Genomic DNA, 17,791 nt, shown 5'->3' with positions numbered 1-17,791 from the left:
GTTTCACTCCTCGGAAAGACAGGGTTGTCCCCACACGCGTAACTAAAGGGTTACCTCAATGACTATTTCTCTATTGCGTCCGGAACATGCCATTCTACTGGTGATTATCCTTGCTCTTTCCTTCGGAGTTGCCGCGGCAGACGATACTCAAAGAACAGGCAATTCGAATGTTTCGGGGCCGAAATTGCACACAATATCCATATCATTGAACCGCGTGACCATCCGTGCGGTGGTGGCCGACTCGGACGCGACTCGAAGGCAGGGCCTGCTCGGTTGGGACAAGATAACGGACGATCTTGGAATGCTCTTGGACTTTGCAGTACCCGGACAATACGCCATTCACATGCAAGGTATGAAGTTCCCGATCGACGCGATCTGGATCGACTCCGACGGAACAATCAAATTGGTGTATGAGGAGATTCCGGCCAACTCCGGCCAGATCTACCCTTCCATGTTCCCATGCCGCTATTGCCTGGAGGTGAATGCCGGCTTCTGCAAACGGAACCAGATTAAAGCGGGACAGAAAGTGAGGTTCGGCTTTCCGGAGTGATGGCCCCTGGCGCATAATTCCTCAGCGCACCGTCCCACTGTTTACTTGAACAGCCGCCCGAGAATCCCTTTCTTCTCCGGTTCCAGCGGAGCCATTCCCAGTTGCTTCCTGATCTCGGCAACCAGCTTCTCCTCTGTAACATCCGATCCTTCTACCAGAACCTCTTCGCCCACCATGACTGCCGGAGCGCACGGCAGGTCCGTTTCAGCCCAGTCGTCGGTTTGGTATTCATCGCGAGGCTTCGATGTGGTGTCGATTTCGATGGGGTATCCTGCGCCCAACCTGGACGCCATTTCCTTGAAGTGTCTTCAAGGCTTGCCATTGGGTTCATTTAGAAAAAAACGTACTTTCAACATGATTCTTTCCCTTCTATCTCACAGATTTCTACGAACCCGACTCCGAGGATTGCCTGGCTTCGGTCATTCTGCTCAGGAACTGATCCGCAGGGATGAAGCCATTCAATCGAAGGTCATTACGCTCGCGGCCCTGACCGTCAAAGAAAACTACCGTCGGAACCCCTTTGACAGCATGCTTTGTCACCAGTTTTTCGTACGAGGGGTTTCCGTTTGTTGTCAGGTCAACCTTGACCATGACGAAGTTGTCCTGAGCCTGTTTCACCACTCCCGGATCACGAAAGGTAATGTCCTCAAGCTCGCGGCACGGCGTACACCATGCGGCGGAGAAATCCACGATCACCGGCTTATGAGACTTTCGGGCTTGTTCCATTACTTCATCGGAATACGGTTGCCACGAGACTCCAGGCCCGACCTTCAGCAATGAACCGATGAGGAATACGCCCACAACCAGACCGGTTACCCCGACAACGTTTCTCACTACTCCGAACGCCTTAAAACCGGCGTGGGTACTCGCGATCCATCCCAGGTGCAACCCTGCTGCCAGAGCCACTCCTGCCAGCACAAGAACACCGACATGGGACGGCAAAAGAGGCCTGACAAAATAGGCAGCCATCCCGACCAATACCCATCCCATCAACTTTCTTACCCAGAGCATCCACTCACCGGAGCCGGGGAGCTTTTCCAGGCTCCCTGAGAACATGGCCAGGAAAAAGAGCGGTATGCCCAAACCCAGGCTGAGTGTGAAGAAGATGAGAAAGCCCAACCAGGGGCTTCCCATACTTGCCACCCAGGTGAGCAAACCCAATACGAAAGGCCCCAAACACGGGGCTGCCACCACACCGAGGGTCAAGCCCATGAACAACGTGCCAAAGTATCCTGCGTAAGACTTGGATGCTGCGCTCGTAAGACTCTGGGGAAGTTGTAATTCCCAAAATCCAAAGAGGCTTGTGGAGAAGAAAATCAGGACACCGGCGACAACCACCAACACGATGGGGCTCTGAAGCGCAGCTCCCATCAGGCTCCCCGTAAGAGCCGCCACTGCGCCCAGCACCGAGTTCGTCACGGATAGACCGCCGAGGTACAACAAACCGTGAACCGCCAGTTTTCCGCGACCCTGATCGGCCCTGCCGCCGAAATATGAGACCGTGATGGGAATCAAGGGATACACACACGGGGTCAGGTTGAGAGCCAGCCCGCCGGCGAACACTCCCAACAAAGTCCAGAGCATTGCCCAACCGTACAGCGGACCGGCGCCTTTCGGCTCCGAGACGGATCTGGCCTGATTGACCGGGACGCTTTGAGTGGGAAGGCCTGCTGCCTTCCACTCGGGAAATCCCTTTGCATCACGATATACGTTCTTGTAACCGAGTTGCACCGCCACCCGGGCGGCAGAGTCACTGCGGACTCATGTGAGGCCTGCTCAGTAGAATACGATGAAACGATTCTTGTCAGGGCCGAGTGCCGCTGCCAGTTCACCTTTTTTCCACCATCTTGACCACGCCGTGGGTTCCATAGGGAAGTTTATTGCCCCCTTGATGTGGCCCATAGCGAATTCCCACTCTTGGCGGGTATCTACCAGTAAAGTGCCCTGAGGGTCCGCCTCATAGCGTTGTCTGAGTTCATCGACATTTATGAGTCGATAGCCGCCTTCTCTGGATTCGGCAACAACATCGTCCCAGCTTGGTTCCTTTGGCGTCACCGCACCGTTTGTGAACCAGAGGACTCCTACGGTAATCGTGATCGCTAGGAGGGGGAGCCAAAGTCTTTTCCGGTTCACTTCAAATGCCATCTTGCCCTCCAATTTCACCAGATCAATTCGCTGTTCAAATCTTGCCGTCTCTCTTGAGCTTCGTGATGAGGAACATGGAGCCGGATTCCGATAAACCCAGCTCACTTGAAAGGTCTTTGGGCGTAACGATGCCTCGACGCTTGATTATCGTTACCGCCTCGTTTTCCAGTTCTTCCAGCCAGTCCTCGAACAGGACCAGGATCTCCGGATCTGTAACCGATCGCAGTTGCTCCGACTGACTGATTTTTTCCACTAAACTCCGGCACATTGCTGTTGGATCGACACCTTCGTCCATGCATGTGGCCAGTCATAAGTGGACCAGGCCCGCGACCTTGTCCCGGCCCTTGTCCTCGATGAGCTTCCCCAAGAAGTCGCGGAGTGCTTCTTCGCCCAGAAGGGGAAACAGTTTCTTCGCGGCATCGGCGATTTCCTGCGCCGCGTCACGTGGATCCATGGATTCGACGAGTTGTTGAATTGTGCTCTTACTCATGTGTTCTTCCCCAAAGGCTAGAAAGTGTCCCTTTTGGACAGCAGATCCGTTGCCAGGTTCGCAAGTTGCCTAACTATGTCCATGATTCTCTTGTCGGCTATCTCGTAGTACACGAACAGACCTTTGCGCTCCACTTTCACAAGGAGGCAGCGTCTCAGCTCCTTTAGGTGGTGGGACACCAGGGGTTGGGAGAGATTCATCTCCTCCACAATGGTTGAAACCGTCTTCCTGCCGTTTCCCAAAGACAAAAGGATTCTAAGACGGTTTTCGTCCGAGAGGCTCTTTCCGACAAAGGCCACGGCGCCGAGGTTTCCATTGAAGACCGGGGGGTTGTTTTTTTCTTTGGGGGGCAATGCTTCCTCTCCCACTCTCTTCCGGCGCGTTCACCTAATTAATACATAAATGACCATTGATATATTTATGAGATGTTCTTAATTGTCTGTCAAGAGTAATTTGTGCGCGGATGGAACCATTCGGTAGCCAGCGCCCCAATACCGGCATTGTGGCCCGGGTGGAAAGCGGAGCGAAGCAATCTTCATTCTTTGGTGGGACCGGCACCCTGCCGGTCATTCCAATAGACAGGCTGGAAGCCTGTCCCACCTTTTATACCAAGTGCCAAAGATAGTGTCCGATTACGACATGCGCCTATTGGAAATTGGTAGGTGCCGGCCTCCGGAGACTGTCTCAAAAACCTAAAACGAACGTATTTCCGGGTAGGGGCGCTTCGAGAAGCGCCCTGATTTCGGGCGGTTCACGAACCGCCCCTACCGATGAGGTCGCGAAACCGTCAGTTTTGAGACAGTTTCTCCGTGCCGGCACATTTTTCGGATACAAATCAACTAGTTCGGGCCGGGAGGGACCCCGGATCGCGGTCCGGGGCAGGCTCTGGCCGCCACCGGTACACTTAGAGCGCGGGCTGTGCAAAAGGTCAAAAATTGTGGCGACTGCTATAATGTGGGGTCCCACCAGAGAAGATTGCTTCGCTCCTCCCACTGACACTATTACCGTCGGCCAAAAAAATTCTCTTGACATGGGCTGGACTCATGAAGTAATTTAGTAGACACTAAATTATGAGGTTCCCATGTGCCACAAGGAAGCTGAACTGTTCAAAGTCCTTGGCGTTGAATCCCGTATCAGGATTATCGATATCCTAAAACAGCGGGGACCCTTGGGCGTGAATGAGATGGCGCAGATTCTGGGCATAACCCCCTCAGCGGTGTCCCAGCATCTCAAGATCCTCAGACACGCCGGATTGGTTCGAAGCCAACGGAAAGGTTTCTGGATACCGTACGAAGTGGACCCGTTAGCGCTGGAGCAATGTCGAGATCTGATTTCCGATGTTTGCCGTTGCGGCTGCGAAGACAGTTGCCGGGCAGTGGAGCAGACTGTGGCCCAGGAAGTCGGTTCAAGCGACGAAGATCTGGCATACCTGAAGAAACTGGAACAGGAGCTTGAAGAAGAACTGCGAAGGGTACGGACCCGTATGGAAAAGGTGAGAGAAAAGGCATAATTTTTTTTCGTCGGTGGTTTAGCATATACTTAATAACTTAACTGGACTGGAGGTCACCATGGAAACGAACGCGAATCCTGCTGGGGAATCCCTGGAAATTCAGGATCTTGTCAAACAAATTGCCAAAGAGCGCATAGCACCTCACGCGCCCGATAGAGATATCAGTGGCGAGTTCCCTTGGGAGTGCATACGGACCCTCGCGGAAGCAGGTCTCATGGGTGCGATCATCTACCAAGCTCAGAGGAAAACCTTGACGCTTCATTTCAAGACATCCGAGTTACTCAGGCAAGATATTGCTAAGGCAGCATTGGGGTTGTAACGCTAACATTCAAGGCCGCACACGCGGTGAATGAGAGTCCCCCAAGGACCTCAGCGGCCGGCCTTTACTGGAAAGTGAGGTGACTGAGAATGTGTCAACCAGGATCATGGCATGGGTCCTCAAGCATAGGGGGATGCACTTGTGGCTGCTGCCGTCCCCCTTTCCGCCGTTTCTTCTCTTCAAAAGAGGAATTGGAATGGTTGGATAATTACAGGGACCAATTGAACAAGGAACTAGCAGGGGTGGAAGAGCGCCTCAAGGAAAGTAAAGAGAAGTGATTACTCCGGATAGAGAGGAGGTGATAAGAATGAGTGAAAAGGAGCAGGATAAATGCGGGTGCGGTTGTCTGTCTTCAACTAAGAAGGGAACCAAAACAGTGAAGACCGAGGACAAAGAATCCAAGTAAACCAGAACTTCAAGACAGTCCCAATGCTGTCTTAGCAGCACCTTGTTATAGTAGTTACTGGAAATTAAACACGGATTAATTTGAGGTTTTCCCGCCAACGCGGGACAACCTCGTTCCGGAAAACCTTTTGAGAACAACTATAGTGATTCTCAAAAGTTTTCGCGGAATGAACCCACAGTGGCGCCTGGGTCAACGGCGGCCAATAGGCCGCCCTACGGGAGATGACACCAAGCCTGGGACTACAAACGTAGGGCGGCCTATTGGCCGCCGCAAATTACGGGGCGAGTCAAGATGAACCCGGCAGTGGCACCCGCAAATCAATCCGTGATTACTTTCGAGAACCGCTACAGTAGCCCCTTTTGTCAAGAGATGCCTTCTGTATTGGGTGCCACGGACCTGGGTCTTACCAGGTCCGTGCTTCCTCTCAGTTTATGGCCAAGATAACTCGGCAGATTCTCAGCTTCACCTTACCATCGGCTCGCTTTTCAATTTGGTGTTCAATGCGGGGGACAACCTTACTGTTTTCCCAAAACGCCGGCACGGACCTGGCGGAGCCCAGGTCCGTGCCACCCAGGCTTCAATTCAGATCATTATCACTAAGTCGTTATTTTCCACGTGACAGTCATATGTCTGAACCGATTTCTTTGCCGGTCCTCGCATTTTATTGCCTTGATAGTCGAAGGTGGAGTGCCCCACACTGCAGCATCGGATCTCAGGTTTTCCTTTCACCGGGTCAAGCCTACGGCCCATATGAGTGCAACGATTGGAAAAGCAATGATAATTACCGCCATCACCTCGGACTATGAGAACGGGCGAAACAAGACCCTTTCCTTGAAGATAGACGGCTCCTCCCGGACTTTGCAGTTCCGGGATTTCTCTGATCTTCACCAGGACCTGGTTGCCGTTTAATTCCCAATGGTCCGGGTCCAGGGGTTTAGTGTCACAAATACCCGCCAATGCCTTGAGAAAACCTATGACGACCGACATCGAAGAACCTCCATTGGACTGATCAAGGTTGACTGATTAAGTGGGGGAGCCTGGAGCTAACTTACACGATTCAAGAAAGTCCGCTGGGCTCAAATCGTCCCTGATCCCAAGCCGTGTGAGGCAAAAATCATAACGCACGGGGTCTTCCGGAGCGATTTGCCTGAACGCCGCTGTGATCTCGAACGCGGTTCGCAAATCGGCCTGTTTCCGTTTTGTGAATCCGAGCGCGGAGCTGATCCGGTACATGTGCACATCCAGCGGCACCACCAGTTTCGAGGCCGGGACACAGTCCCATCCTCCGGGGTCCACTGCATCCTTTCGGACCATCCAGCGCATGAAAAGATTAAACCTCTTACACGCGCTGCCGGCCTCAGGCGACGGCAGCAGACTTCGAGGCCTTCCGTCGAAGACCGCAGAAAGCTCCTTCACGAATACGCAAAGAGCCGGAACAATTGTCTCGTCTTCCTCTCTCAAGCTCTTCGCGAAACAACTGCAGAGCGATCCATGGCGCTCCACGACTCTTTTGACGCCGTACAACATTGTCGCAAGTTCCAGACCTGTGGTGAACCGGTGCTTGAAGTCCTTAAACGTGTCGATTAGCAGTTCTTTGGACTTTTTCTCTAAAAAACTCTGCGGGGATTCCATGCGATCAAGGACCGATTTGACGCTTTTCAGTATTTGACGCACGTTTCCGTACGCGAGGCACGAGGCAATGAGGCCCACAATTTCGCGGTCGTGCAAATCCTCATAATCGTAAAGGAATTCCAACGGGTCCGGATGCACGAATTCCCGGCGGTTGTAAGTCCGGTACAGCTCAGAGAGCCGTTCTTTACAAGCTCTTGCAGGCATCTCAAATCCTAAAAGGCCCCTCACAGGCGGGTTATTCCCTCGGCAAGGTCGGACAAGCCATCCTTGTCCAGGATTTTTATGCGCGGTCCATCGACTGTTATTAGTTCCTGCTTGACCATTTTAGCAAGAATGCGGGAGAACGTTTCAGGTATTGTGCCCAGAAAACCTGCGAGCTGGCCCTTGGGCAGGTCCAGGCTGACTTCATCCGCGCCCTTTTGCCTTTCGCTAAGGTAGAGCAAGTGAGCTGCAAGTCTTCCCGGGACTTCTTTCAGGGATAGGTTGTCCACCAGCACCGTGAATCTGCGCAGGCGTCTGGAGAGAATCGCCAGCATGTTCAGCGCGACGGACGGATTCCTCTTGATCAGGTCCATGAACGCAGGTCTGGGAAAGAACAAGAAACGGCTGTCTTCGAGAGCTACCGCGTGTGCGGGAAAACGGCGACCCTCGAAAACCGGGACTTCACCGAAAGGTTCACCAGGGCCGAAGATGTGCAGGATCTGCTCCTTGCCCTCGGCCGAAAGTTTGAAAATCTTGACCCGGCCTGTTGATACCACGTAGAACCCGATTCCGGGCTCACCTTCCGAAAAAACCGTCTGACCGCGCGAGAATGGTTTGCTCACGGCAATGTTAGCCAGATCGCCTTGTTGATCCGGAGGCAAACCTTCGAACAATGGTATGGCGGAAATCTGTTCAATCAATGTCATGTTGCGATACCCCGGCAAGCGATCGAGATTGACTTAAGTCAAAGCATCGTGCTTTCGAAATTGTTAAATTATGCATACGTGGTGGCTTACAATCAATGAAGGCAAATCAGGATTGGTCAAAAAAGTCAAGGAACACGAAAGACAGTAAGTAACCATCCAACTACTGATGGCAGCATCATAGTTGGCCATGCAAGTGATCCGTGGGGCAGGCTTTCCGAGGCTGTCTCAAAACCTGAAGGATAGGATTTTCCATGTAGGGGCGCTTCGAGAAGCGCCCTGGTTCCGGGCGGTTCACGAACCGCCCCTACAACACATGACACAGGTTGCAGGGGTTTTCCAGTTTTGAGAAGGCTCCTTCGAGCTTGCCCCACAAAACAAGAGGCCGACCTGGAAGCACTAAATGATGGGTCAGGCCTTAGATATGAGGTGGATTGATGAAGTGGAGCAAACAGGCAGAGGAAGCAGTGTCCAGGGTCCCTTTCTTTGTCCGGAGACGCGTCAGGAAAAGGGTCGAGGAAGAGGCAACGCGCAGCGGGGGCAACGAGGTGACCTTGGAACATGTAAAAGCTTGCCAGAAAAGATTCCTCAGCAACATGGAGGATGAGGTCAAGGGTTATCAGGTGGAGACTTGTTTCGGCCCGGGAGGCTGTCCTAATCGCGCGGTCGTGGACGACGACCTGGTCCGGAAATTGGAGGAGCTGATCGCAGGGAAGGACTTGCGCGAGTTCCTGAAACAGCACGTCCAGGGTCCGTTAAAAGTGCACCATGAATTCCGCGTATCCGTTTCGGACTGTCCCAATGCCTGTTCTCGTCCGCAAATCGCGGACCTTGGGCTTGTGGGCGCTGTGCGGCCGCGTTTGGGCCAAGAAGCCTGTACGCAGTGCGGCGCGTGCGTTGAAATCTGCCGTGAACAGGCCGTGCAATTGTCCGACGAGGCCGACAAACCGGTGGTAGACCCCGAAAAATGTGTGGCATGCGGCCAGTGCGTCGCGGTCTGTCCATCCTCCACCCTCGAGAAGGACCCCGAAGGTTACCGGATCATGCTCGGCGGGAAACTCGGCCGACACCCTCAGTTGGCAACGGAGCTTCCCGGCATTTACCCAAAAAATGAGGTGTTGAGACTTGTAGAAGATTGCTTGCAGCATTATCTGAATCACAATACTCATGGGGAACGTTTTGGCGAGATAATCAACCGTACAGGCATCAGCTTTCTCTGCGAACGTCCTTTTCGGAAGGATGGCGAGTAAACGGCAGCCGCGGCGCTCGAAGTGGGCCAACCCCAAAAAAAATGAAAAATTTTTCAGCCCTTGACTTAAGTCAAAGCCTTCTGAGCGACGATGATTAAAATGTGAATTAACGATACGGAGTGAGGGGGCATTCAGCCTCAATCATAATTTTCAAAGGACGAGTTCAAATTCCGAAACCAGGAGGGAGAAAAAAATGGGCGAAGAAATGTTTTGTTATCAATGTGAACAGACGGCTTTCGGCACAGGATGCACCAAAGTGGGTGTATGTGGAAAATCTGCTGATGTGGCGGCCCTTCAGGACCTTCTCACTTATGCTTTGAAGGGGTTATCTCTTTACGCGGTGGAAGGCCGAAAAGTAGGCGTTGTAGACAAGGAAGTGAACGTCTTCACCGTCCAGGCATTGTTTTCCACGCTGACCAATGTGGATTTTGATTCGGAAAGGTTTGTGCCTCTCATCAAGAAATCCGGGGAGCTTCGAGAGACCTTGAAGCAGAAAGTCAAAGCCGCGGGCGGGAACGTGAACTTCACCGAAGACGCTGCAAACTTTCAGCCTGCATCCACCATGGAAGGAATGATTAAGCAGGCTGCGGACGTTGGTTTCAAACCCGCGGCCGGAGTCAACCCGGACATTCAGTCGCTACAACACACCTTGATTCTGGGCCTCCGAGGCGTATCCGCTTACGCTGATCATGCGCAGATCCTGGGGCAGGAAGATGACTCCGTCTATGCCTTCGTGCAGGAGGGCCTGGCAGCGACTTTGAACACCGGCCTGAGTTTGGACGACTGGGTGGGCCTGGTCCTCAAATGCGGCGCGGTGAATCTGCGGGCAATGGAATTGCTCGATGCCGGCAACACCGGAACGTACGGGCATCCTGTGCCGACTAAGGTCCCATTGGGAGCAAAGAAAGGCAAAGCCATCCTGGTCTCGGGCCATGACTTGAAGGACCTGGAGCAACTGCTCAAGCAAACGGAAGGGAAGGGCATCAATATTTACACGCATGGAGAAATGCTGCCCACGCATGCCTACCCGGACCTGAAGAAGTACTCCCATTTCTACGGACACTATGGCACTGCCTGGCAAAACCAGCGCAAGGAATTTGCGGAATTCCCGGGCGCCATACTCATGACCACAAACTGCATCCAGCGGCCCAAAGAGTCTTACATGGACAACATCTTCACCACAGGTCTGGTCGGGTGGCCCGGAGCGAAACACATAGCAGACAAGAATTTTGCACCTGTGATCGAGAAGGCGCTTGCAATGCCGGGCTTCGCTGAGGATACCAACGGAAAGAACGTCACCTGCGGATTCGGCAGGAATGCGGTCATGTCCGTGGCCGGGACGGTTATAGAAGCCGTAAAGAGCGGTGCCATCAAACACTTCTTCCTGGTGGCCGGCTGCGATGGCGCCAAACCCGGGAGAAACTACTACACCGAGTTCGTGGAAAAGGTCCCGAAGGACTGCGTAGTCCTGACGCTGGCTTGCGGCAAATTCCGCTTCTTCGACAAGGACCTGGGCGACATCGGCGGCATCCCGAGGCTTCTGGACGTGGGGCAATGTAATGACTCGTATTCCGCTATCCAGATCGCCGTGGCTCTTGCCAATGCCTTCAACGTCGGCGTGAATGAGCTGCCGCTTTCCATGGTGTTGTCCTGGTACGAACAGAAGGCTGTGGCAATCCTGTTGACGCTGTTGCACCTCGGTATCAAGGGAATTCGCCTCGGTCCCAGCCTGCCTGCGTTCATTACTCCCAACGTTTTGAACGTCCTGGTGCAGAATTTCGACATCAAACCGATTTCCACCCCGGATGAAGACCTCAAGGCCATCCTGGGATAAGCCCACGGGGGCGGCTGGCCCGTCCCCTCATGCTTCCGAGTAGGCACTGAGCAGGCGGAAGGAAAGGAGAGCGAACCATGAAATGCCCCGGACAAGACCCACGCTTCTGGAAATTCGACGCGATTTTCGATGCCGAATGTCCGAAATGCGGCAACAAAGTCGAGTTCTTCAAAGACGAAACCAGGCGGCGCTGCAAGAACTGCGGGCATCATGTGCTGAATCCCAAAATGGATTTCGGCTGCGCGGCGCACTGCAAGTTTGCCGAGCATTGCTTTGGAGACCTTCCGCCCGAACTCATCAAGCAGAAGGAAGACCTTTTCAAAGACAGGGTTGCTGTGGAAATGAAACTTTACTTCAAGCAGGATTTCAAAAGAATCGGTCATGCGGCCAAGGTGGCTCGGTACGCTGAAAAGATCGGCCAGGAAGAAAAGGGCGACCCTGCTGTAGTGCTCTCAGCGGCGTACCTGCACGATATAGGCATTAAGGAAGCGGAGCGAAAACAGCAGACCAATCAGGCCGCAGATCATGAAGAAGAAGGGCCGCCCATTGCAAGGCAGCTGCTCACCAAGCTCGATGCCAACAACGATTTGATCGAAGAGGTATGCGACATAGTGAGCCATCACCATCACCCGAGAGACCGAGAGACAACAAACTTCAGGATCGTTTACGACGCGGACATGATCGTTAACCTCGAAGACAGGCAGAAAAAGTTCCCTGTGGATCCCGAACATCTGGCTGAGCTGGTTGAAACGGGCTTCCTGACTGAAAGCGGGCGGGAACTTGCCCGCCGTGTGCTCCTGAACGGAGAAAACGGGATGGCTGCATAAGGACAACACGAGATCGCTCACAAAATGTCATTTCAGCAACCTTGGTAGGAGAAAACATTATGAAAACAAAACGCAACATAATCCAAATAGACGAAGAACTTTGTGACGGGTGCGGCAACTGCATCGTTTCCTGCGCAGAAGGCGCGTTGGAGATAGTGGACGGGAAGGCCAAACTCGTGGCGGAAAAATATTGCGACGGCTTGGGGGCATGCCTGGGCGAATGCCCTACGGGCGCACTAAAAGTCATCGAAAGAGACGCTGATGATTTCGATGAAGAAGCGGTAGAGCACCATCTCGAAGCTACGAAGAAAGCCGAGGCCCCCGCGGAGCCTGCCATGGCCTGCGGCTGCCCCTCGGCTCAGATCAGGACCTTCGACGCTCCTACCCCTTGCCAGCGAGCAAATGAACCTGTCGCTCAGACCTCGGCACAATCTGCCCTCAGGCACTGGCCCGTTCAGATAAGGCTTGTTCCGCCTAACGCGCCTTTCTTGAAGAACGCGGACTTGCTCGTTGCAGCCGATTGCACTCCGATCGCATATCCTGATTTTCATAGGGATTTCCTGGAAGGTAAAGTCGTGATGGTTGGCTGCCCCAAGTTCGACGATGCTCAGGGATACATCGAGAAATTCGCGGGCATTTTCACCCACGCCTCCATCAAGAGTGTGACGGTAGTCGCGATGGAAGTTCCCTGCTGTGGCGGCCTGCCGATGATAGTCAGGAGAGGAATGCAGCTGGCGGGAAAGAACATTCCTATGGAGCAAATCATCATCAGCACTCAAGGAGAAGTATTGCGAAAGGAAAAACTTGTAGCTTGACACCCGCGCCGGAAAACATCTAGACTCAACATATGATTGAAGAAAAGGTTTCCGGAAACTTTGCATCTTGTTTGTCGATTTTTTCCGACTGACATAATTGGTAGATCAACAGTTTGCAGATAACGAACCTTCCGCAGGATTGTCCAAGTAAAATGGATTTGGGGCGGTAATATGACCTGAACTCCCGTTCGCCATGTTGACGAAAACGGCGCGGGGGTTTCAATGTTTCGACGGCTCACTGGTAATTGTTGCATCCGGGGAGGGGTATCATGTCCATCGCAAGGTTGAAATGGGCGGCCATTCTGAGCTTCCTGTTCTCGCTGCTGATTCTTGTTTTGGGGGGAATACTGACGACGGACCAATTGCCTCCTTATCCGGGGAAAGTGGTCGGCCCTGACGGCAAGGTCCTGTTCACCAAGGCAGACATCATGGCGGGCCAGGATGTGTTTCAGTCGCATGGGCTTATGGACCACGGCATGGTGTGGGGCCACGGGTCTCAGCGAGGCCCCGAGTTCTCGGCCACCACGTTGCATATTGAGAGCGACATCGTGCGAAGCTCCTTGGGCCAACAGGATTACGGAAAGCCCTACGCGGACCTCGACGATCTTCAAAAGGAGATCCTTGGGGTCAAGGTGATCAGAGAAGTAAAAACCAATCGCTATGATCCCGCCACTGACACCCTGACCCTTACCGAGGCCCAAGTTACGGCATTGGACGCAGTTGTCCAGCACTGGGAAAAGGTTTTCAAAGACGGCGAGGTTAGATACGGCCTCCTTCCCAACACGATTGCCAATCCTGAAAATAGGCTTCAAATTGCGCGGTTTTTCTTCTGGACCGCGTGGGTGGCCTCGGCCAAGCGTCCGGGAACAGACTACAGCTACACGAACAACTGGCCCGCGGATAGGTCGGTCGGGAACGTCCCCACTGCCGAAACTTACATCTGGAGCCTTGGAGGCGTTCTGGCACTGCTTGTCGTGCTTGGAATTTTCATCTTCTTTGTGCATCACTACGGGATCTGGTATGGGGCCGCTAAAGGGGTCCCACTGGCTGAAAAGCTTATCGACATGCCTCTTACATCCAGCCAGTACAAGGCCGCGAAGTTTTTCCTCGTGGTCGTCCTTCTCTTTCTGATCCAGACCAACTTCGGCGGGCTTCTGGCCCATTACACGATTCATCCGGCCACCTTCTACGTTCAGTTTGTGGCAGACTACATCCCTTATAGTTGGGCCAAAACGTGGCACCTCCAACTGGCTATTTTTTGGATCATGACTACCTGGATTGCGTCGGCCATCTACATGGCCCCGATAATGGGAGGGATCGAACCAAAAGGGCAGGGCACGCTGGTTCAATTGTTGTTCATAGCGGTGCTGCTGGTCGCAGGCGGAAGTCTTCTCGGCGAAATCGCGGGGATCAAGGGGCTGTTGGGGGACTGGTGGTTCTGGTTCGGGCATCAGGGCTGGGAGTATCTCGAACTTGGCCGAGCCTGGCAAATCCTGCTCTTTATCGGGTTGATAGCGTGGCTAATAATCGTGTACCGGCCTATCGCTCACCACCTTAGACTCGGACACAAGGACGAATTTTCTGCCCTGATGATGTTTTATGTGGCCAGCGCTGTGTTGGTAGTGGTTTTCTTCGCGTTCGGGCTACTTTACGGGAAAGGCTCGCACTTTACGCTCGCGGATTACTGGCGCTGGTTTGTGGTTCACATATGGGTGGAGAGCATCTTCGAGTTTTTCGGCATAGCGGTGATTTCTCTGCTCCTTGTGGCCTTGGGGTTGGCTTCGGCCAAAGGCGCTTTGATGGTGGCCTATTTCACGGCAATAATTGTTTTTCTGAGTGGAATACTTGGGACCGCACATCACTTCTTCTGGTTTGGGCAACCATCCTTCTGGCTGGCCGTAGGATCGGTGTTTTCCTCGCTGGAGCCCATACCGCTGTTAGGACTTGTAGTGAGAGGCCTACTGGAATTTAAGTCCATTCAAAAAGAAGGTAAGGATTTCCCTTACAAATGGCCGCTCTATTTCCTGGTGGCCTCATCGTTCTGGAATTTCCTTGGCGCGGGCGTGTTCGGGTTCCTGATCAACCTTCCCATCGTGAACTACTACGAGCATGGGACTTATCTGACGATGAACCACGGCCACGGGGCCTTGTTCGGCGTTTACGGGATGTTGTCCATAGCGCTGCTTCTATTCTCCTGGCGGGGCCTGGTAGACAGGGCTTACTGGGACAACCGCATATTGAAGCTCTCTTTCTGGGGATTCAATGGCGGGTTGGGGATGCTTACCCTTGGCACGCTTTTTCCGGTTGGAGTCCTGCAGACCTGGACCAGCTACAAATATGGCTTGTGGGTGGCCCGTGACGCTTCATTCTTTGAAAGAGGCTTCGTGGTCGTGCTGGGCACACTGCGAATCATTCCCGATCTGACAATCATACTCCTGGGAGTGCTTCCGCTCTTCTATTTCCTGTTCAAAACCTATCCTCACCTGAAGGCTGTCGGGATAAAGGAAGGCGAGTCCGTTTGGGATAGATTGGGAGTGCAATTGTAACGGAACGAGAGACGCCTTCGCCGAAAACGGATTGGTTCACCACGTACGGGCGAGTCGGAGAGACTGTCTTAAAGCCCTGACGGGCGGAGGGGTCTCCTGTAGGGGCGCTTCGAGAAGCGCCCTGATTTCGGGCGGTTCACGAACCGCGCCGTACAACAGGTGACGCCGGTTGCATGGGAGCCTCTGCTTCCCAGGCTCTGCCTGGGAACCCATAACAGTTGGGGAAGCAGCGCTTCACGGAACGCGTTCCGAGGCAGAGCCTCGGAACGAGAATCCTAGCGTTGCGTGCCAGGATTTCTTGTCAGTCTTGACCTGTGAGACAACCTCGGTCGGCCGCCCCTACTACAAGAACTGGCGCGACCGCAAGACCTCTAACTTCTCTGCCCTGGCCCGCTGTTGGCACCCGCCAATCCAACACGGATGAAGTCGATGGCAACACGAGATTGGATTTTCACCGGTCGTGACAAAGGCCACTTCCGTTACTTCGATTGGGGTGGCGACGGTCCGCTCTTGCATATTGCGCACGCGACCGGACTCGGGGCTGGCGTGTATAGCACCTTGGCGGAGCGATTGGCGCGGCGTCTTCATGCGGTTGGTCTCGACTTCCGCGGGCACGGTCGCACCGAGGCTCCGGCCGATCCCCCGAAGTTGAACCGTTGGGCGGTGTTTTACGACGATCTGGAGGCGTTTCTCGAGCATCTCGGCGCTCCCGTAGTAGCTCTTGGCCATTCACTCGGAGGAACAGCCAGCTTGGTGGTAGCTGCGCGTCGGCCCGACCTGGTTACTGCGTTGATACTCATTGAACCGGGCATCATGCCGCCTTTCTGGAGGCCCTGGGTGTACCTGGTTCAGAAGTCCGGCTTGTCGCGCTACGTTCCGTTCGTCACGCGTGCATCGAAAAGGAAGAGCACGTGGCCTGATAAACAGGCCGCTCGGGAGGATCTTCGCGGCAAAGGCCCATTTCGGAAATGGGGCGACGAATTTCTTGATGCTTATGTCGAGGAGTGCATGGAGGAGACCGAGCAGGGATCGGTCAAGCTGTCATGCGATCCAGCATGGGAAGGGCGGTGCCTGGCCACCGCGCCTGTCGACATCTGGCGATTCGTGCCTCGTGTTCGAATGCCGACACTGCTTCTTTACGGCGCTCAATCGACCACATTTCTGCCCGCGGTGGTAAAGCGGTTTCGAGCGCAGGTCCCTCATGCTATCATTAAAGAGTTTGAGCAGACCGGGCATTTTGTTCCTATGGAACGTCCGGACCTTTCTGCCGATGCGATTCTCCAGTTCCTCCATGACAACAAAATCCTGAGCTGAAGCTTGTGGATTGCCAAGACAGAGATTACAATGCTTCGTTCACGCGCACTGAGAGCCGTGAACAAGTGGTGTCTCGTTGCCGCGAATCAGAGAATCCGTGTGGAGAGCGACTCCTAAGTACGCCGCTTCACAAGTTCGGTGTCGAATTCTGTTGAGTCCGATCAGGGTTGCCGTGACTCGCTATTAGTGGGGCCGGCCTCGTTGCCGTCCGTCTCCCTGGGAAGTACCGGATGATGCACCGGCTACTTCTTGGGTTAATATACAAAGGACGCCGGGCTCTACCAATTCTTTGGGATGCCTACTATTCTGATAAAGGTCAAGACCTCTGGTAACACCTGTAAGCCCTGACGAGGATTACAGACCTAGAGGCAATCATACGATGAAAGGTTACAGAACAAGCTTGGCAGGACATAGCCCACTAGTCCACAAAAGAAGGCATCGCGACCAAACGGCCCAAGGGGTCTATTCCGTCCCGATGCGTTCTAATTTCGTTTTCCCGGTTTAACCCATGAAACCTGTCTCACGGCAAGACAAGATTCGATTGGCTATTGCCGTTTTCCTGCTGGCAGCGATTCTCGCCGCCCTGGCGGCTCTGGCGGCTACCGAGTACTGGCAGCACCTCGAAGAAATGATTGCCAGCGCGTTTAAGAACAGGGGCGAAATGCGCGCGTACCTGAAGAGTTGGGGAGCGCGGGCGCCGCTGGCTTTCATAATGATTCAAGCTCTTCAAGTGATAGTGGCCCCCATCCCCGGCGAGCTGACCGGTGCTGTAGGGGGATTTCTTTTCGGGACAGGCTGGAACATCCTTTACTCATCAGTGGGTCTGACCCTGGGGTCGATCATCGCGTTTATGGCCTCTAGACTAATCGGCCTCCCATTGGTGAAGCTCGTGGTACGGCAGGAAACGTTGGAAAAGTTTCACTTCCTCACGAAGCCCCGCGGTGAAGTCGCAACCCTTATTCTCTTCATGATCCCAGGCTTTCCAAAGGACATTCTCTCGTATCTTCTGGGCTTGAGTCCGATGCGATTCTTGACCTTCGTATGGGTGTGTGCTCTGGGCCGGATTCCCGGGACTGCAATGCTGAGCCTTGGCGGCGCGGCCTTTTACAAGGAGAATTGGATAGTATTGAGCGCTGTTGCGCTCGTCTGCCTCATTGCTTTTATCGTGGTCTATCTAAAAAAGGAAAGGATTTGGAACTGGATACAGGAGCACAAACCCCATGCCGAAAACTAGCACCTATTCCGTAT

At 53.7% G+C, this 17,791-nt stretch carries 19 protein-coding genes; 10 read left to right on the top strand and 9 right to left on the bottom strand.

Translation table 11 applies throughout. The annotated features are described in order from the left end of the window. Nucleotides 1-58 precede the first annotated feature (58 nt). Entirely contained in the window at nt 59-550 is a 492-nt protein-coding gene (locus tag HY913_18455) for a DUF192 domain-containing protein (GenBank protein ID MBI4965264.1), read from the top strand. A 41-nt stretch (nt 551-591) separates the two neighbouring features. Here HY913_18455 and HY913_18450 read toward each other — a convergent pair whose 3' ends face one another. From HY913_18450 to HY913_18425, 6 genes are all read right to left on the bottom strand, one after another. Then, on the bottom strand, nt 592-843 hold the full coding sequence (locus HY913_18450; protein MBI4965263.1) for a hypothetical protein: 252 nt from the start codon (nt 841-843) through the stop codon (nt 592-594). Between the two features lie 91 nt (nt 844-934). Beyond that, nucleotides 935-2,287, bottom strand: a complete 1,353-nt coding sequence (locus HY913_18445) for a thioredoxin family protein (protein ID MBI4965262.1) — start codon at nt 2,285-2,287, stop codon at nt 935-937. Nucleotides 2,288-2,326: 39 nt separating this feature from the next. Continuing rightward, the gene (locus tag HY913_18440; protein ID MBI4965261.1) at nt 2,327-2,695 is read right to left on the bottom strand and encodes a rhodanese-like domain-containing protein; all 369 of its coding nucleotides are present in this window, start codon (nt 2,693-2,695) and stop codon (nt 2,327-2,329) included. A gap of 34 nt (nt 2,696-2,729) precedes the next feature. Then, a complete protein-coding gene (locus HY913_18435; protein MBI4965260.1) occupies nt 2,730-2,990 on the bottom strand; it encodes a hypothetical protein in 261 nt (86 codons plus the stop codon). 12 nt (nt 2,991-3,002) lie between these two features. Continuing rightward, a complete protein-coding gene (locus HY913_18430) occupies nt 3,003-3,185 on the bottom strand; it encodes a hypothetical protein (GenBank protein MBI4965259.1) in 183 nt (60 codons plus the stop codon). 17 nt (nt 3,186-3,202) lie between these two features. Then, nucleotides 3,203-3,538, bottom strand: a complete 336-nt coding sequence (locus HY913_18425) for a winged helix-turn-helix transcriptional regulator (protein MBI4965258.1) — start codon at nt 3,536-3,538, stop codon at nt 3,203-3,205. A 728-nt stretch (nt 3,539-4,266) separates the two neighbouring features. On the opposite strand from HY913_18425, the gene HY913_18420 reads away from it, so the two are divergent. Both HY913_18420 and HY913_18415 read left to right on the top strand, forming a co-directional pair. Beyond that, nucleotides 4,267-4,695 carry a winged helix-turn-helix transcriptional regulator gene (locus HY913_18420; GenBank protein MBI4965257.1) on the top strand — a complete coding sequence of 143 codons (429 nt, stop codon included), beginning with the start codon at nt 4,267-4,269 and terminating at the stop codon, nt 4,693-4,695. A 58-nt stretch (nt 4,696-4,753) separates the two neighbouring features. Beyond that, the gene (locus HY913_18415; protein ID MBI4965256.1) at nt 4,754-5,014 is read left to right on the top strand and encodes an acyl-CoA dehydrogenase family protein; all 261 of its coding nucleotides are present in this window, start codon (nt 4,754-4,756) and stop codon (nt 5,012-5,014) included. Nucleotides 5,015-6,002: 988 nt separating this feature from the next. Here HY913_18415 and HY913_18410 read toward each other — a convergent pair. From HY913_18410 to HY913_18400, 3 genes are read right to left on the bottom strand one after another with little or no spacing between them, the layout of a single operon-like run. Next, a complete protein-coding gene (locus HY913_18410) occupies nt 6,003-6,407 on the bottom strand; it encodes a Rieske (2Fe-2S) protein (GenBank protein ID MBI4965255.1) in 405 nt (134 codons plus the stop codon). A gap of 36 nt (nt 6,408-6,443) precedes the next feature. Then, nucleotides 6,444-7,256, bottom strand: a complete 813-nt coding sequence (locus HY913_18405) for a TIGR02757 family protein (GenBank protein MBI4965254.1) — start codon at nt 7,254-7,256, stop codon at nt 6,444-6,446. Between the two features lie 20 nt (nt 7,257-7,276). Then, on the bottom strand, nt 7,277-7,960 hold the full coding sequence (locus tag HY913_18400; GenBank protein MBI4965253.1) for a Crp/Fnr family transcriptional regulator: 684 nt from the start codon (nt 7,958-7,960) through the stop codon (nt 7,277-7,279). Nucleotides 7,961-8,394: 434 nt separating this feature from the next. Here HY913_18400 and HY913_18395 point away from each other — a divergent pair, with 434 nt between their 5' ends. The 7 genes from HY913_18395 to HY913_18365 all read left to right on the top strand — a co-directional run bounded on the left by HY913_18395 (nt 8,395) and on the right by HY913_18365 (nt 17,777). Further along, a complete protein-coding gene (locus HY913_18395) occupies nt 8,395-9,207 on the top strand; it encodes a 4Fe-4S binding protein (GenBank protein ID MBI4965252.1) in 813 nt (270 codons plus the stop codon). Nucleotides 9,208-9,412: 205 nt separating this feature from the next. Further along, nucleotides 9,413-11,041: a hydroxylamine reductase gene (hcp, locus tag HY913_18390; protein ID MBI4965251.1), complete on the top strand. Its 1,629-nt coding sequence runs from the start codon at nt 9,413-9,415 to the stop codon at nt 11,039-11,041. Between the two features lie 77 nt (nt 11,042-11,118). After that, nucleotides 11,119-11,868 carry an HD domain-containing protein gene (locus HY913_18385; GenBank protein MBI4965250.1) on the top strand — a complete coding sequence of 250 codons (750 nt, stop codon included), beginning with the start codon at nt 11,119-11,121 and terminating at the stop codon, nt 11,866-11,868. A 59-nt stretch (nt 11,869-11,927) separates the two neighbouring features. Then, nucleotides 11,928-12,683 carry a 4Fe-4S binding protein gene (locus HY913_18380; protein ID MBI4965249.1) on the top strand — a complete coding sequence of 252 codons (756 nt, stop codon included), beginning with the start codon at nt 11,928-11,930 and terminating at the stop codon, nt 12,681-12,683. A gap of 269 nt (nt 12,684-12,952) precedes the next feature. Beyond that, entirely contained in the window at nt 12,953-15,229 is a 2,277-nt protein-coding gene (locus HY913_18375) for a cbb3-type cytochrome c oxidase subunit I (GenBank protein ID MBI4965248.1), read from the top strand. Between the two features lie 429 nt (nt 15,230-15,658). After that, nucleotides 15,659-16,543 (top strand): alpha/beta hydrolase, encoded by an 885-nt coding sequence (locus HY913_18370; protein MBI4965247.1) that lies wholly within the window; start codon nt 15,659-15,661, stop codon nt 16,541-16,543. Between the two features lie 508 nt (nt 16,544-17,051). Then, on the top strand, nt 17,052-17,777 hold the full coding sequence (locus tag HY913_18365) for a TVP38/TMEM64 family protein (protein MBI4965246.1): 726 nt from the start codon (nt 17,052-17,054) through the stop codon (nt 17,775-17,777). The last annotated feature ends 14 nt before the right edge of the window (nt 17,778-17,791 follow it).

Origin of the sequence: Desulfomonile tiedjei (assembly GCA_016212925.1) — a bacterium.
GTDB lineage: Bacteria > Desulfobacterota > Desulfomonilia > Desulfomonilales > Desulfomonilaceae > JACRDF01.
This window is presented reverse-complemented; position numbering and strand designations above follow the sequence as displayed.

Coding starts and splice junctions, on each gene's coding strand:
- HY913_18455 (MBI4965264.1), top strand. CDS start 59: ATGACTATTTCTCTATTGCGTCCGGAACATGCCATTCTACTGGTGATT.
- HY913_18410 (MBI4965255.1), bottom strand. CDS start 6,407: ATGTCGGTCGTCATAGGTTTTCTCAAGGCATTGGCGGGTATTTGTGAC.
- HY913_18380 (MBI4965249.1), top strand. CDS start 11,928: ATGAAAACAAAACGCAACATAATCCAAATAGACGAAGAACTTTGTGAC.
- HY913_18430 (MBI4965259.1), bottom strand. CDS start 3,185: ATGAGTAAGAGCACAATTCAACAACTCGTCGAATCCATGGATCCACGT.
- HY913_18450 (MBI4965263.1), bottom strand. CDS start 843: ATGGCGTCCAGGTTGGGCGCAGGATACCCCATCGAAATCGACACCACA.
- HY913_18385 (MBI4965250.1), top strand. CDS start 11,119: ATGAAATGCCCCGGACAAGACCCACGCTTCTGGAAATTCGACGCGATT.
- HY913_18440 (MBI4965261.1), bottom strand. CDS start 2,695: ATGGCATTTGAAGTGAACCGGAAAAGACTTTGGCTCCCCCTCCTAGCG.
- HY913_18365 (MBI4965246.1), top strand. CDS start 17,052: ATGAAACCTGTCTCACGGCAAGACAAGATTCGATTGGCTATTGCCGTT.
- hcp (MBI4965251.1), top strand. CDS start 9,413: ATGTTTTGTTATCAATGTGAACAGACGGCTTTCGGCACAGGATGCACC.
- HY913_18395 (MBI4965252.1), top strand. CDS start 8,395: ATGAAGTGGAGCAAACAGGCAGAGGAAGCAGTGTCCAGGGTCCCTTTC.
- HY913_18375 (MBI4965248.1), top strand. CDS start 12,953: ATGTCCATCGCAAGGTTGAAATGGGCGGCCATTCTGAGCTTCCTGTTC.
- HY913_18415 (MBI4965256.1), top strand. CDS start 4,754: ATGGAAACGAACGCGAATCCTGCTGGGGAATCCCTGGAAATTCAGGAT.
- HY913_18405 (MBI4965254.1), bottom strand. CDS start 7,256: ATGCCTGCAAGAGCTTGTAAAGAACGGCTCTCTGAGCTGTACCGGACT.
- HY913_18435 (MBI4965260.1), bottom strand. CDS start 2,990: ATGGACGAAGGTGTCGATCCAACAGCAATGTGCCGGAGTTTAGTGGAA.
- HY913_18420 (MBI4965257.1), top strand. CDS start 4,267: ATGTGCCACAAGGAAGCTGAACTGTTCAAAGTCCTTGGCGTTGAATCC.
- HY913_18370 (MBI4965247.1), top strand. CDS start 15,659: ATGGCAACACGAGATTGGATTTTCACCGGTCGTGACAAAGGCCACTTC.
- HY913_18400 (MBI4965253.1), bottom strand. CDS start 7,960: ATGACATTGATTGAACAGATTTCCGCCATACCATTGTTCGAAGGTTTG.